23 protein-coding genes are annotated in these 13,300 nt (G+C 51.8%); all 23 read left to right on the top strand.

Annotated elements, in window-relative coordinates; genetic code table 11:
• The first annotated feature begins 4 nt into the window (after positions 1–4).
• The 23 genes from KXR87_RS13090 (at position 5) to KXR87_RS12980 (ending at position 13,298) form a co-directional block, all read left to right on the top strand.
• The gene (locus tag KXR87_RS13090; protein ID WP_437432678.1) at positions 5–376 is read left to right on the top strand and encodes a phage protein NinX family protein; all 372 of its coding nucleotides are present in this window, start codon (positions 5–7) and stop codon (positions 374–376) included.
• On the top strand, positions 373–543 hold the full coding sequence (locus KXR87_RS13085) for a NinE family protein (RefSeq protein WP_437432677.1): 171 nt from the start codon (positions 373–375) through the stop codon (positions 541–543). Before KXR87_RS13090 ends, KXR87_RS13085 begins: the two co-directional genes overlap by 4 nt.
• The gene (locus KXR87_RS13080; RefSeq protein WP_437432676.1) at positions 536–829 is read left to right on the top strand and encodes a hypothetical protein; all 294 of its coding nucleotides are present in this window, start codon (positions 536–538) and stop codon (positions 827–829) included. Before KXR87_RS13085 ends, KXR87_RS13080 begins: the two co-directional genes overlap by 8 nt.
• On the top strand, positions 829–1,416 hold the full coding sequence (locus tag KXR87_RS13075) for a recombination protein NinG (protein WP_437432675.1): 588 nt from the start codon (positions 829–831) through the stop codon (positions 1,414–1,416). The genes KXR87_RS13080 and KXR87_RS13075 overlap by 1 nt, the downstream gene beginning before the upstream one ends.
• Positions 1,413–2,087 carry a metallophosphoesterase gene (locus tag KXR87_RS13070; RefSeq protein ID WP_437432674.1) on the top strand — a complete coding sequence of 225 codons (675 nt, stop codon included), beginning with the start codon at positions 1,413–1,415 and terminating at the stop codon, positions 2,085–2,087. The genes KXR87_RS13075 and KXR87_RS13070 overlap by 4 nt, the downstream gene beginning before the upstream one ends.
• 126 nt (positions 2,088–2,213) lie before the next feature.
• Positions 2,214–2,375, top strand: a complete 162-nt coding sequence (locus KXR87_RS13065; protein ID WP_437432673.1) for a hypothetical protein — start codon at positions 2,214–2,216, stop codon at positions 2,373–2,375.
• Positions 2,372–2,995 (top strand): antitermination protein Q, encoded by a 624-nt coding sequence (locus KXR87_RS13060; RefSeq protein WP_437432672.1) that lies wholly within the window; start codon positions 2,372–2,374, stop codon positions 2,993–2,995. Before KXR87_RS13065 ends, KXR87_RS13060 begins: the two co-directional genes overlap by 4 nt.
• 405 nt (positions 2,996–3,400) lie before the next feature.
• Positions 3,401–3,814 carry a hypothetical protein gene (locus tag KXR87_RS13055; RefSeq protein WP_437432671.1) on the top strand — a complete coding sequence of 138 codons (414 nt, stop codon included), beginning with the start codon at positions 3,401–3,403 and terminating at the stop codon, positions 3,812–3,814.
• Positions 3,811–4,056, top strand: coding sequence for a hypothetical protein (locus KXR87_RS13050; RefSeq protein ID WP_437432670.1), 246 nt, complete (start codon positions 3,811–3,813; stop codon positions 4,054–4,056). Before KXR87_RS13055 ends, KXR87_RS13050 begins: the two co-directional genes overlap by 4 nt.
• On the top strand, positions 4,053–4,520 hold the full coding sequence (locus tag KXR87_RS13045) for a lysozyme (protein ID WP_437432669.1): 468 nt from the start codon (positions 4,053–4,055) through the stop codon (positions 4,518–4,520). The genes KXR87_RS13050 and KXR87_RS13045 overlap by 4 nt, the downstream gene beginning before the upstream one ends.
• Complete coding sequence (locus KXR87_RS13040; RefSeq protein ID WP_437432668.1) at positions 4,520–4,771, top strand: hypothetical protein; 252 nt, start codon at positions 4,520–4,522, stop codon at positions 4,769–4,771. The genes KXR87_RS13045 and KXR87_RS13040 overlap by 1 nt, the downstream gene beginning before the upstream one ends.
• Positions 4,768–5,037, top strand: a complete 270-nt coding sequence (locus KXR87_RS13035; protein WP_437432667.1) for a hypothetical protein — start codon at positions 4,768–4,770, stop codon at positions 5,035–5,037. The genes KXR87_RS13040 and KXR87_RS13035 overlap by 4 nt, the downstream gene beginning before the upstream one ends.
• A 150-nt stretch (positions 5,038–5,187) precedes the next feature.
• On the top strand, positions 5,188–5,373 hold the full coding sequence (locus KXR87_RS13030; protein WP_437432666.1) for a hypothetical protein: 186 nt from the start codon (positions 5,188–5,190) through the stop codon (positions 5,371–5,373).
• A gap of 18 nt (positions 5,374–5,391) precedes the next feature.
• The gene (locus KXR87_RS13025; RefSeq protein WP_437432665.1) at positions 5,392–5,652 is read left to right on the top strand and encodes a hypothetical protein; all 261 of its coding nucleotides are present in this window, start codon (positions 5,392–5,394) and stop codon (positions 5,650–5,652) included.
• Between the two features lie 61 nt (positions 5,653–5,713).
• Entirely contained in the window at positions 5,714–6,103 is a 390-nt protein-coding gene (locus KXR87_RS13020; RefSeq protein ID WP_437432664.1) for a hypothetical protein, read from the top strand.
• A complete protein-coding gene (locus KXR87_RS13015) occupies positions 6,103–6,435 on the top strand; it encodes a DUF1737 domain-containing protein (protein WP_437432663.1) in 333 nt (110 codons plus the stop codon). The genes KXR87_RS13020 and KXR87_RS13015 overlap by 1 nt, the downstream gene beginning before the upstream one ends.
• A 6-nt stretch (positions 6,436–6,441) precedes the next feature.
• Positions 6,442–6,864, top strand: coding sequence for a ubiquitin carboxyl-hydrolase (locus KXR87_RS13010; protein ID WP_437432662.1), 423 nt, complete (start codon positions 6,442–6,444; stop codon positions 6,862–6,864).
• A complete protein-coding gene (locus KXR87_RS13005) occupies positions 6,861–8,276 on the top strand; it encodes a PBSX family phage terminase large subunit (RefSeq protein WP_437432661.1) in 1,416 nt (471 codons plus the stop codon). Before KXR87_RS13010 ends, KXR87_RS13005 begins: the two co-directional genes overlap by 4 nt.
• A 2-nt stretch (positions 8,277–8,278) precedes the next feature.
• A complete protein-coding gene (locus KXR87_RS13000) occupies positions 8,279–10,438 on the top strand; it encodes a portal protein (RefSeq protein ID WP_437432660.1) in 2,160 nt (719 codons plus the stop codon).
• A gap of 13 nt (positions 10,439–10,451) precedes the next feature.
• A complete protein-coding gene (locus KXR87_RS12995; RefSeq protein ID WP_437432659.1) occupies positions 10,452–11,333 on the top strand; it encodes a phage capsid protein in 882 nt (293 codons plus the stop codon).
• A gap of 10 nt (positions 11,334–11,343) precedes the next feature.
• Positions 11,344–12,621 carry a P22 phage major capsid protein family protein gene (locus tag KXR87_RS12990; protein WP_437432658.1) on the top strand — a complete coding sequence of 426 codons (1,278 nt, stop codon included), beginning with the start codon at positions 11,344–11,346 and terminating at the stop codon, positions 12,619–12,621.
• A gap of 49 nt (positions 12,622–12,670) precedes the next feature.
• On the top strand, positions 12,671–12,841 hold the full coding sequence (locus KXR87_RS12985; RefSeq protein ID WP_437432657.1) for a hypothetical protein: 171 nt from the start codon (positions 12,671–12,673) through the stop codon (positions 12,839–12,841).
• A complete protein-coding gene (locus KXR87_RS12980; RefSeq protein WP_437432656.1) occupies positions 12,819–13,298 on the top strand; it encodes a packaged DNA stabilization gp4 family protein in 480 nt (159 codons plus the stop codon). Before KXR87_RS12985 ends, KXR87_RS12980 begins: the two co-directional genes overlap by 23 nt.
• The last annotated feature ends 2 nt before the right edge of the window (positions 13,299–13,300 follow it).

The following is a 13,300-nucleotide window of genomic DNA, read 5'->3' as shown; positions in this document are numbered from 1 at the left end:
GAGTATGGATTATTCGAAACTGAGTGATTTTGAGATTAACTGCGAGGTGCTGGAGGTATTTAGTCCAGACATTAAGCACATGTGCCTGAGTGTAGATAGCACATGCTTTTACGATTGCGGACCAACCGGTGACGGATGGAATCAAATAGACATCCCAGACTACTGCAACAACCCCGCCGACGCATGGCCGATTATTGTCGGTAAGCGAATCAGCATCATGTTTGACGGTACTGACCCTCAATACGAAGGTGAGTATCACGAATGGATTGACGCTATTTCACCAGACCAAAAGCACGGGATTCAGCACCAATCAAACCCACTCCGCGCCGCCATGATTGTCTTCCTGATGATGCAGGAAGCTAAGGCTGAATCATGAGACGAAGCCCTATAGAGCGAATATGCGAGAACTGTATCTACCGCGTCACCCACCGCAAGAAACGCAAGCAAGCAGTAAAACCATCCGACATACCAACGTTTTCATATACCGCACATCTCAACGACATCATCTGGCTGCGGAGAGCGGCGAGGAGGAAGCATGGGTGACTATTCAGAACTGGTCTCATTCAGCAAAAACCGAGATGAAAATACCACTGAGTCTCGGTACTTCACTCAGCACGTATCAAGAACTGCCCGGTTTAACGGCCGCAGAGGTTCAATTTTAAATCAGGAATTGGTTATTAAAGGCGACCTCAGATACCCGGCGTTTGTTGCGTCAATGGAAATGAAAGACTTTCCGCGATGTGCATCAGAAAGAGAGGCAGCTCTTAAGCTTGCCGAGTGGATGCAAAGAATGGGAGTTGCAATTGAAAATTACTGGAGCGAACCATAATGGCTAGCCAGCGTAAGCCACCAAAACCCAAAGTCTGCCCCATCTGCTCCACCGAATACATCCCCCGAAGTTCTCTCCAGAAAGTCTGCCACAACTACAAATGCGCACTCGAATTCAACCGCCGTGTTGATGAGCGTGATGCTGCGCGTAGAAAGGCAAAGGAGGAAGCCAGGGAAAGAGCGGAATGGAATGAGCGGAAAGCGGCGGTGAAACCACTAAGCCATTGGGTGCAGATGACCCAGCGTGTTTTTAACGACTACATCCGTGCCCGTGACGGCGATGTGTGCATCAGTTGCGGCAGCACAAAGGCGGTCAGCTACCATGCCGGCCATTACCGGACTACCGCTGCGGCGTCGCAACTCCGGTTCAATGAGGACAACGTACATAGCCAGTGTGCATCCTGCAATGTCCATCACTCCGGCGCTATCACTCAGTACCGCATCAACCTGATAGCCAAAATCGGTCCTGAGCGCGTCCTGGCGCTTGAAAATAACAACAACCCACACCGATACACCCGTGAGGAACTTGAAGGCATCAGGATTCGATACAGAGCGAAATTACGGGGACTGAAGAAGGATGCAGCATGAATATCTACGAAAAGATAGATAGCAGTAAGTACCGAAATATCTATGTTGTAGGCGACCTGCATGGCTGCTACACAAATTTGATGAATCAGCTTGATGCTCTCAAGTTCGATACGAAGCAGGACCTGCTCATTTCGGTTGGAGACCTGATAGACCGGGGATCTGAAAACGTCGAATGCATGGAACTCACAACATTCCCCTGGTTCAAGGCGGTGCGTGGAAACCATGAGCAAATGATGCTGGATGGGTTATCAGAGCATGGGAACGTCAATCACTGGCTGGCTAATGGCGGCGGCTGGTTCTTCCATCAGGACTACGACAAAGAGCGGCAGGCGAAAGCGCTTCTGCATTTCATTGCCAAACTACCACTGATTATCGAACTCACATCCGGCGAGCGCACGATAGTCATCTGCCATGCTGATTACCCGCGGGATGCTTATCAGTTTGGTGCTCAAGTCGATGCCGAAAGCGTTATCTGGAATCGCGAGCGTATCAGTGACTCTATGGATGGAGTGCTAAAAGAAATTAAAGGCGCTGACCTGTTCGTTTTTGGACACACCCCAGCGAGAATTCCACTCCGTTACGCCAATCAGCTTTACATCGACACTGGCGCAGTGTTCTGCGGAAACCTGACCATCAGGCAATTGCAGGGAGAGGGGTATGAACCGGCTTAACTTCAACACCTACGAGAGAGAGTCAGTAATCAGAGCAAACAGTCCACCCCGTCACCGAAAGCAAGACCCATTACTCACCAGACTTTTTTCCCGCACGCAGCGAACCAAACCCAAAGAGGTGACAGCATGATAACCGCGCTTTTGATTTTTTATGCATTCATGGCAGGCATGACTGCTGAGTGGTCGCACACAAGACTCAAAAGCCTTGGATCCAAAAATGGTATTGCTCTGGTGTCTTTAGGTGCCGGCCTTGCTTGGCCTTATTTCATTTGGGAGATGTCACGATGAGACTGGAATCCGTCGCCAAATATCACTCACCAAAAAGCCCAATGATGAGCGACTCACCACGGGCTACGGCGTCTGACAATCTGAACGGCACTGATGTGATGACAGCTATGGGGATGGCTCAATCACAAGCAGGTTTCGGAATGGCTGCATTCTGCGGGAAACATGAACTCAGCCAGACCGATAAGCAAAAGGCGATCAACTATCTCATGCAATTCGCCAGCAAGGTATCGGGGAAATACCGCGGCGTCTCAAAACTTGAAGGAAATGTTAGGGCAAAGGTGCTGCAAGTGCTCGCAACATTCGCGTATGCGGACTATTGCCGAAGTGCGGCGACTCCCGGAGCAAGATGCAAAGACTGTCACGGGACTGGCAGAGCGGTCGACCAGGGTAAAACAGAGCTATGGGGGAGACTGGTCGAAAAAGAGTGCGGAAGATGTAAGGGAGTTGGCTACAGTCGGATGCCTGCAAGCGCTGCGTATCGCGCTGTAAGCGTATATATCCATGACCTGACACAACCTACATGGTCAAGGACGATAAAGCCGCTGTACGACGCACTGGTGGCTCAATGTCACAAGGAAGAAGCTTCTGCCGATTCTGTTTTGGCCAGAATCACACGATAGGCACATCATCGCCACGGATGGCACCATTTTAAGCGCAAGATGTTGACATATTGAATAACATTGGGTAAATTTGACACTAATGATGGATCGCTGTCATTCATAGAAGCCCTGAGTTAATAGCTCGGGGCTTTTTGCGTTTTGCAAACAACGGAAAGTCATCCTTCATGCCCTGCTTAGGCTTGACACTAAGTGCCCGGGAGGGATGGCTTCCCATTGTGGTGAATGCGCATCAAATACGCGTCTTCCGCCATACATAAAATCCCAGCCAGTGGGTTTCTTCGGCCTGTAGGCCATCATGCTCGACCCCCTCATATTCCCGGCCTGTCGCCGGGTTTTTTATTTCGCCTGTATGCGCTAAGGATTCCCTGCATGCGGGTTATTTCTCACAGCAGCCGGAGTCCGGCGATGGCATTTGAATTTCTAACTAAAGAGTTTCTGATTGGCGCTGGAAGTTCACTTGCATCAGCCGCCGCAGGGATTATGGCGTTCTCCAGGTTCTGGGTCAGTAACCGGGCAAAAAACGCCAACGATACTCAGCAAATAGACATGCTAGACAGGCAGGAAAGAAGCCTCGATCGCCTGGAAAGAGAAAATCAGCAGCTGAGAACGGCGATAACAGAGCGCGATGACCAGATACGGAAGTATTTTGAAGAATTGACGTTTGCAAACGGCAAGCTTCAGGTGATTCAGGAGCAACTGAATGGCCTGAAGGAGCAGAATGAGCGCCTTACTGAGCAGGTCAGAGGGCTAACCCAATCCAACAAAGATTTGCAGACAGAAATACTGCACATGCGTGCGGCTATCGGAGGTACCAGATGACCGGCACGAATAACCAGATACCAGAAAAAGAGCGCAGGCCCTGGTACACGCACTGGCAGCTGCTTCTTGTGGTGGCCGTATCAGCATTTGGAATATTTCTTGGTGGCGTGACATCGGGATATTTCATGTTCCGCGCCGAGAGTCTTCAGCGAACCGAGGCCAGGGATAAAGCAATAAACGCCCTGAGTCATAAGGTTGACCAGTTACCCAGCCAGATAAAAACCGAGGAAGAGAAAAAATGACGCAGGTTAACGCGATTCTCAACTTTGAGGAAGGGTACAAAGAGAGGCCATACCTTGACACCCTCGGCTACCCGACTGTTGCAGGAGGTATAAAGATTGGCCCCCAGGGTGCGTCGCTGAAAAACTACACCTTCACGGTCCCTCGTAAAGTCGGGGATGTATGGAAGCAGCTGTTCGTTGAAAACACCATCGTTGAGATGAATAAAAGGCCTGGCATTAAAGCGGCCCTGGCTATGTGCAACGACGCCCGTGCTGACGTACTTATCAGTATGGCGTACCAGATGGGCCCGGATGGTCTTGCCGGATTCATCAACACTCTGAAGATGATTGCCAGTGGCGACTTCGGCGCTGCTGCAAGCGGAATGCTTAACAGCAGATGGGCAAAGCAAACGCCCAACCGCGCAAAGCGGCATTCAGAAGTAATGCGGACCGGCACCTATGACGCATATCAGGGGCTGATTTGATGGACATATTCAGCATGCTGCGCGGCTCATCTGGCGGCATATCATTCAGCCGTACCCAGGCAGCTCTCGGCTTCCTTGTTTGCTCAGGCGTCATCATCTGGCAGGCCTACAAGGGTGAATTATCCGATGTGACGTTTGGTCTTTATTTTGGGTTTGCTACTGCTGGCTACATTGGAGCCAAAAAGATAGCCGTGGATAAAGACATCACCGAGCAAAAATTAGACGCTGGTATTACAGGAGATAAGCCATGAGCACACTGCAGATGATTGTCTCCGGCATAGGCGTTCTGATTGCCCTTGTAGCCGGCGCATTCGGTATTGGTCATTCAAAGGGTAAGGCGAAAGCAGAAAGGGTCGCTGACGAGCAGAAGACTAAGCAGATTATCGAACAAACGAATGCCGCAACAAAGCGCCAGACCGAAACAACCAAAGAGGCCGCAAATGTTCAGGACAATGTTTCCCGCATGTCTGATCGCGCTGTTGACGATGAGTTGCGCAATGAATGGCTCAACAAATAAAGCAGGTCCGGTAGTGGTAGACACTGCCTGCGCCTGGGTAAAGCCAATCCTCGTTACTGAGTCAGACATCCTCACAATGGATGACAGGACTAAGCGTGCAATTCTCACGCATAACAAAGCCTGGAAGCTGAACTGCGGCAAGGAACCGAAATGAGCATGTATTCGATTTACAACATCCTCTCAGGCGTTGCCATCGGGTTTCTGATTGGCGTTCTGCGGATGTGGAAAATGCACCAGGCTCACAAAGCTGAGCTGGACGCGATGAGGCGTGAAAGCATGCGCTCAGTAAACGAAGCAATGGACCGCATGAAAGAGATGATGAAGAAAGACCAGTAAATTAAACCCGGAGACAAAATGTCAAATTCATGTGAAATGCCACGTTATCAATGTCACAAGAAAGTATGGGCGCTGAAAATTAAAGCCATCAAAGTCATGACTGATGGGACTGGAGTTATTACCCCTGAAGAGGATGGGTTCGGTGATTTTGATGTTGAGTCTTGGTACATCGAAAAGCACCTCCCTCAGGCTGGCGGTTACTACGTGCAGTACGAGGGTGGTTATGAATCGTATAGCCCTGCAGAGGCATTCGAGTCTGGATATTCGATTATCAAGTAGCCATTACAAAGCGTCACACCCTGGCGCTTGATAATGTCTTACCGTTAAAGGCCAAACAAACATGGCAAAGAAGAAATGGCCTAAGTTGCCATGGTTCAAGATTCCTCTGTTTGGTAATGCCATCACATACCTAGTCCGCTCAAAAGAAGAATGGAATGCCGCGGTTGAATATCTCGGCAATGCTCCTGAGTCGCATGACTTCAAAGCTGGGTGCACTCAGACATTTGAGAATAAGGAAGAGGGCCAGGTGCTTTATCTACTCGGCGTATTCAATGATGACGCGGCAACCCTGGTGCACGAATGTGGCCATGTGGCGTTTTACGTTTGCCGGGATGTGGGCGTACCAACTGATGCTGACTTATCAAGTGAGACTTACTGCTATCTGCTCGACAGGATGTTTAGCCACTTCCTCCCATTCATCAATGAACCTACAGAAGAAGGAGCCAAATAATGGCAATCACCCAAATACAGACAGCAACTGCCGGCTCTGTCTCTTCGATCGTGACAGAAGTTAAAAAACACATTGCCGCCTTGCGATATCCATCAGGTAGCCTCGTCGGCGTGAAAGCTACGACATCAAAAATGGAATACTTTCAGGTGGTAGCGACTGGCGGTACAGCGGTATCTGATTACGACATCGTGGTCAGCTTTGACCGTGCCGACTTCACAACTAAATGCAATGCGAAGATTACCGCAGGCTTCCTGCCATTGGGTGACATGAGTGTTATCCAGATGGGACCAGGCCGCACCATCGAGTACGCACAAGCATTCACTAAGGCTTAATAAAATATGGCGACTGAAAATAAAACTGGTCGCCCCTCTGAATATACCTCGGAGGTGGCAGACGATATATGTGCTCTGATTGCCTCCGGTGAGAGCTTACTGAAGGTATGCAAGAAACAGGAGATGCCTGACAAGTCGACGGTGTTTCGCTGGCTTGCGGTCCATGAAGAGTTTCGCGACAAGTACGCAAAAGCTACCGAGGCCAGGGCAGATGCGATATTTGAAGATATGTTCGACATCGCTGATGACGTCATCCCTGATTCTGCTGAGGTTGCAAAGGCTAGGCTGCGAGTCGATACCCGGAAATGGGCGCTGGCTCGAATGAATCCCCGCAAGTATGGCGACAAGGTTACTAACGAGCTGGTCGGCAAAGACGGCGGCGCTATCCAGATTGAAACCTCACCAATGAGTACGCTATTCGGCAAATGACAACGATAAACCCTATCTTCCAACCGTTCATCGAGGCGCATCGCTATAAAGTCGCCAAGGGCGGTCGAGGTAGCGGTAAGTCGTGGGCCATTGCCCGGCTACTCGTTGAAGCGGCAAGGCGTCAGCCAGTGCGCATCCTGTGCGCTCGTGAGCTGCAGAACAGTATCAGTGATTCGGTGATCCGCTTGCTTGAGGACACCATTGAGCGTGAAGGATATGCGGCAGAGTTCGAAATCCAGCGCTCGATGGTCAGGCACCTGGGTACCGGCGCCGAGTTCATGTTCTACGGCATCAAGAACAACCCGACCAAGATTAAATCTCTTGAGGGGATAGACATCTGCTGGGTGGAAGAGGCCGAAGCTGTAACGAAAGAGTCGTGGGACATTCTGATACCGACCATTCGAAAGCCGAGCTCTGAAATCTGGGTAAGCTTCAACCCGAAGAACATCCTCGACGATACCTATCAGCGCTTTGTTGTCGACCATCCAGATGATATCTGCCTGCTGACGGTGAACTACACCGACAATCCGCATTTCCCCGAAGTTCTCCGGCTGGAGATGGAGGAGTGCAAGCGGCGCAATCCCACTCTGTATCGTCACATCTGGCTCGGTGAGCCGGTAAGTGCAAGCGACATGGCAATCATCAAGCGTGAATGGCTGGAAGCGGCCACAGACGCGCACAAGAAGCTGGGATGGAAAGCGAGAGGGGCTGTCGTTGCTTCTCATGACCCGTCAGATACCGGGCCGGATGCCAAAGGTTATGCCATGCGTCACGGTTCGGTTGTCAAGCGTATTGCCGAGCCTCCAGAGACGGTGGACGTTAACGATGGTGCTGATTGGGCTACCGGATTAGCGATTAAAGACGGTGCCGATCACTTCCTCTGGGATGGTGACGGTCTCGGGGCCGGGCTGCGTCGTCAAATTACTGACTCGTTCTCAGGTAAGAAAATCACTGCGACCATGTTCAAAGGCAGCGAGTCCCCGTTCGATGAAGATGCGCCATATCAGTCTGGAGCATGGGCAGATGAAGTGGTGCAGGGTGACAACATCCGCACCATTGGCGACGTGTTCCGCAATAAGCGGGCGCAGTTCTACTACACCCTGGCTGACAGGCTTTATCTGACGTACCGCGCCGTTGTGCATGGCGAGTATGCAGACCCTGACGGCATGCTCAGTTTCGACAAAGAAGCTATTGGCGAGAAGATGCTGGAGAAGGCATTCGCTGAACTCACGCAGATTCAGCGCAAATTCAACGGTAACGGCAAGCTTGAGCTGATGACCAAAGTCGACATGAAGCAGAAGCTCGGCATCCCATCACCTAACCTGGCAGACTCCCTGATGATGTGCATGCATTGTCCGGCTATGGCGCCAGAAGAAACGGAAATCTACGTTCCCTCATCCTCCGGTTGGTAAACATGGCAGAGAAATTAGAGAAAACACATGAGCGCATCATGCTCAGGTTCGACCGCGCCTATTCGCCGCAGCAGGACGTGCGCGAGAAGTGTATCGAAGCGACTCGCTTTGCCCGCGTCCCCGGTGGCCAGTGGGAAGGAGCGACGGCAGCCGGGACAAAGCTTGATGACCAGTTTGAGAAGTACCCGAAGTTTGAGATCAACAAGGTAGCCACTGAGCTTAACCGCATCATTTCCGAGTACCGGAATAACCGCATCACCGTCAAGTTCCGCCCCGGTGACCGCGAGGCCAGCGAAGAGTTAGCCAATAAGCTGAATGGCCTTTTCCGCGCAGACTATGAAGAAACGGACGGCGGAGAGGCTTGCGATAACGCATTCGATGATGCGGCAACAGGTGGTTTTGGATGCTTCAGGCTAACAACCATGCTGGTTAACGAAAACGACCCAATGGATGATCGGCAGAGGATTGGAATAGAGCCGGTATACGACCCCAGCAGGTCCGTTTGGTTTGAGCCAGACGCTAAGAAGTACTCAAAATCAGATGCAATGTGGGCCTTTTGCATGTTCTCTCTGTCCCCTGAAAAATATGAGGCAGAGTATGGGAAGAAGCCTCCTGCATCACTCGATGTCACCACTAATACCAGTTGGGAGTATGAGTGGTTCAGGCCTGAAGTGGTGTACGTCGCGAAGTATTACGAGGTGCGCAAGGAATCCGTTGACGTAATCAGCTATCAGCATCCGCTCACCAAAGAGATAGCCACTTACGACAGCGACCAGATTGAAGAAATTCTTGATGAACTGGCTGATGCAGGGTTCATTGAGGTGGCTCGGCGTTCTGTTAAACGTCGCCGTGTTTACGTCTCCGTGGTTGATGGTGAGAACTTCCTTGAGAAGCCGCGCCGCATACCTGGCGAGCATATCCCATTGATTCCGGTTTATGGCAAACGCTGGTTCATTGACGATATCGAACGAGTAGAGGGCCATATTGCCAAGGCTATGGACCCGCAGAGGCTCTACAACCTACAGGTTTCCATGCTTGCTGATACTGCGGCCCAAGACCCTGGGCAAATCCCGATTGTTGGAATGGAGCAGATTAGAGGTCTCGAAAAGCACTGGGAGGCTCGCAATAAGAAAAGACCGGCGTTCCTGCCATTGCGTGAGGTGAAGGACAAAGCAGGTAACATTATTGCTGGAGCTACCCCGGCAGGCTATACGCAACCAGCCGTGATGAATCAGGCCTTAGCTGCGCTACTACAGCAGACAAGTGCTGATATTCAGGAAGTGACCGGTGGCAGCCAGGCAATGCAACAGATGCCCAGCAACATCGCTCAGGAGACCGTCAACAACCTGATGAACCGCTCTGATATGGCGTCATTCATCTACCTGGACAACATGGCGAAGAGCCTGAAACGTGCAGGTGAAGTATGGCTGTCTATGGCCCGTGAGGTTTACGGTTCTGATCGTGAAGTCAGGGTGGTTAATGATGACGGCACCGATGACATCGCGCTGATGAATGCTCAGGTAGTCGACAGGCAGACGGGGAATGTTGTCGCTCTGAATGACCTCTCAGCCGGTCGTTACGATGTCACGGTTGACGTTGGCCCGAGCTATACCGCCCGCCGAGATGCAACAGTTTCAGCCCTTACCAACGTTCTCAACACAATGCTGCCTAATGACCCTATGCGCCCGATAATTCAGGGAATCATTCTTGACAACCTCGACGGCGAGGGGATGGATGACTTCAAAGAGTTCAACCGCAAGCAGCTGCTTACGTCTGGCGCTGTTAAGCCGCGCAACCAGAAAGAGCAGCAGATTGTTCAGCAGGCTCAGATGGCAGCGCAGAGCCAGCCAGATCCGAACATGGTTCTCGCTCAGGCTCAGATGGTCGCGGCTCAGGCCGAGGCTCAGAAGGCTCAGAACGAAACTGCGCAGGTGCAGATCAAGGCGTTCTCTGCCCAGCAGGATGCGCAACTTAGCCAGGCCCAAGTCGTTAAGACGCTGGTCGATGCCAAAGCCACTGATGCCAAGTCAGTGCAAGATGCTCTGAAGGTGCTTAATGACTGGTATCAACAGCAGCAACAAAACTCTCGCGATAACGCAGATCTGATTCTGCGTCACACCCCAACAGCATCACAGTCACCGGCAGACTCACTGCCGAGTTAATCAGGAGTAATCAATGGAAAGCGAACTGATCATCGACGGTCAGGTTATTGACCTGTCTGAAAAACAGGAATCAGCCGAAGAAGTAACCACTGAACAATCGAAACCTGAGGAGAAAGTCCAGGAATCGGAAGAGGAAGTGGAGGCCGAAAGTGGACAGGCCGAAGAGCAGCCGGAAGAGTACTCCCTGCATGTCGGTGACGAGGAAATCCCTCTGACGGAAGAGGATGACGATCACGTTGATGGTCAGCCTGCCCCTCATTGGGTGAAAGATTTACGCAAAAACAACCGCGAGAAAGATAAAGAGATACGGGAACTGCGCCGACAGCTTGAGCAGATTCAATCCAAGCCACCTGAACAGCAGCAACCGCCACAATCAGACGCACTCCCGCCGAAGCCGACTCTTGAGTCGTGTGATTACGATGAAGAGGCGTTTGAGACAGCACTGACTGACTGGCATGAGAAGAAGGGCCGTGCCGAGCAGAGTAAACAGCAGCAAGAGCGTCAGAAGCAGGAAATCCAGCAGCGTTTTCAGCAGCGCATTGAGGCCCATAAGCAGCGAGCCGCCAAGCTCCCGGTGAAAGATTACCAGGAGATGGAGGAAATCGTGCGTACCGAGGTGCCTGACCTGCACAAGGATATCCTGATCCACTGCGCTGATGAAGGCTCAGAGCTTATTGCCTACGGGCTGGGCAAGAGCCAACAACTACGCCAGCGTGTAGCCGCTGAGACAGACCCAATTCGCGCAGCATTCCTCTTAGGCCAGATTAGCAAGCAAGTGAGCCTTGCGCCTAAACCGAAGAGAGCCATCAAACCAGAGCCGGAAGTTCGCGGTGGCGGTGCTGATGCGAAACAAGACGAGTTCAACAAATTCTGCCCCGGCGCAATCATCGAATAGGAAAAGCTAAATGGCTACTACCAACAAACTCGACAGCAACGTCAGTCAAATCGTACTCAAAAAATTCCTGCCGGGCTTCATGTCTGACCTGGTGCTGGCAAAAACCGTAGACCGTCAGTTGCTGGCAGGTGAAATCAACTCCAGCACTGGCGACAGCGTAAGCTTCAAACGGCCGCACCAGTTCGCATCCGTGCGTACTCCAACCGGTGACATCTCAGGTCAGGCTAAAAACAACCTGGTTTCAGGTAAAGCGACCGGTAAAGTTGGCAACTACATCACCGTGGCGGTGGAATACGGACAGTTGGAAGAGGCTATCAAGCTCAACCAACTGGATGAAATCCTCGCCCCTGTTCGCCAGCGCATCGTTACCGACCTCGAAACGGAACTCGCCAAGTTCATGATGAACAACGGCGCATTGTCGCTGGGTAGCCCTAACACCCCGATCAACAAATGGTCTGACGTTGCTCAAACCGCGTCATTCCTGAAAGACCTGGGCGTGGAAGAAGGTGAAAACTATGCGGTAATGGACCCGTGGTCGGCGCAGCGTCTTGCAGATGCTCAGTCAGGTCTGCATGCATCTGACCAGTTGGTCCGTACTGCATGGGAGCAGGCGCAGATCGCCTCTAACTTCGGCGGCATCCGTGCGCTGATGTCGAACGGCCTGGCGTCACGTACCCAAGGCGCATTCGGGGGTACGCTTACTGTCTCCAGCACCCCAACCGTGACCTACGATGCGGTGAAAGACACCTATCAGTTCCAGGTAACTCTGGCTGGCGCAACGGCTTCGGTCACTGGCTTCCTGAAAGCTGGCGATCAGCTTAAGTTCACAAACACCTACTGGCTGCAGCAGCAGACCAAGCAGGTTCTTTATAACGGCTCTACGGCGATAAGCTTCACCGCGACCGTTCTGGCAGATGCTAACTCTACTGCCGGTGGCGCCGTAACCGTGACGCTGTCAGGTGTGCCGATTTACGACACCACCAACCCGCAGTACAACTCAGTCAGCCGCGCCGTGACCTCCGGCGACGCCGTGACGGTGATTGGCACCGCAGGGCAGACGATGAAGCCGAACCTGTTCTACAACAAATATTTTGTTGGTCTTGGAACGGTCCCGCTGCCGAAACTGAACAGCATCGACTCCGCCGTCGCAACTTACGAAGGCTTCTCTATCCGCGTTCACAAATATGCTGACGGTGACGCCAACGTGCAGAAAATGCGTTTCGACCTGCTGCCTGCTTATGTGTGCTACAACCCGCACATGGGCGGTCAGTTCTTCGGTAATCCGTAATCAACAGGGGCTTCGGCCCCTTTCTTTTTTGGAGGTTCAAATGGATCGCATGAGCGTTTTCCTTCCTGCAGACAATGATGCCGGTTATGTCCAGGCCGTAATTGTCGCTACAGACTTCCCGGAGTACGAAAAGCTGGGGTTTGTTAAATCGGCTGATGACGTCAAATCCAAAACGCGCGGGCGCAAGGCGGCAGATAATGGCGAGTCTCACAAAGGGTGAAATAGTAAAATTCGCCCTGCGTAAATTTGCCATTGCCTCAGACGCAACACTAACAGACGTTGAACCTCAGTCACTGGAAGACGGGGTTCACGATCTGGAAGACATGATGTCGGAATGGCTAATTAACCCGGGCAACGTTGGCTACATTTTTTCTTCTGATGACTCAGAACCCCTGCCAGATGATGACTCTGGCCTGCCGAGAAAATACAAACACGCTGTAGGTTATCAACTCCTGCTTCGAATGATGTCGGATTACAGCATTGAACCATCGCCACGCATTGAAACTAACGCCTCACGAGCTTATGACGCACTGCTGACTGACACCCTTGTCGTGCCTTCGATGCTACGACGCGGAGACTTCCCCGTTGGGCAGGGCAACAAATACGACACCCTGACAGGTGAGCGCTATTACCCGGATGACCAGCAGCAGGCGGACGGAGACATCCTCAATCCATAGGT

The sequence above is a fragment of the Yokenella regensburgei genome (assembly GCF_051486985.1).
Lineage (GTDB): Bacteria > Pseudomonadota > Gammaproteobacteria > Enterobacterales > Enterobacteriaceae > CBFFRJ01.
The sequence above is the reverse complement of the archived record's forward strand: the minus strand, read 5'-3'. Positions and strand labels throughout refer to the sequence as shown.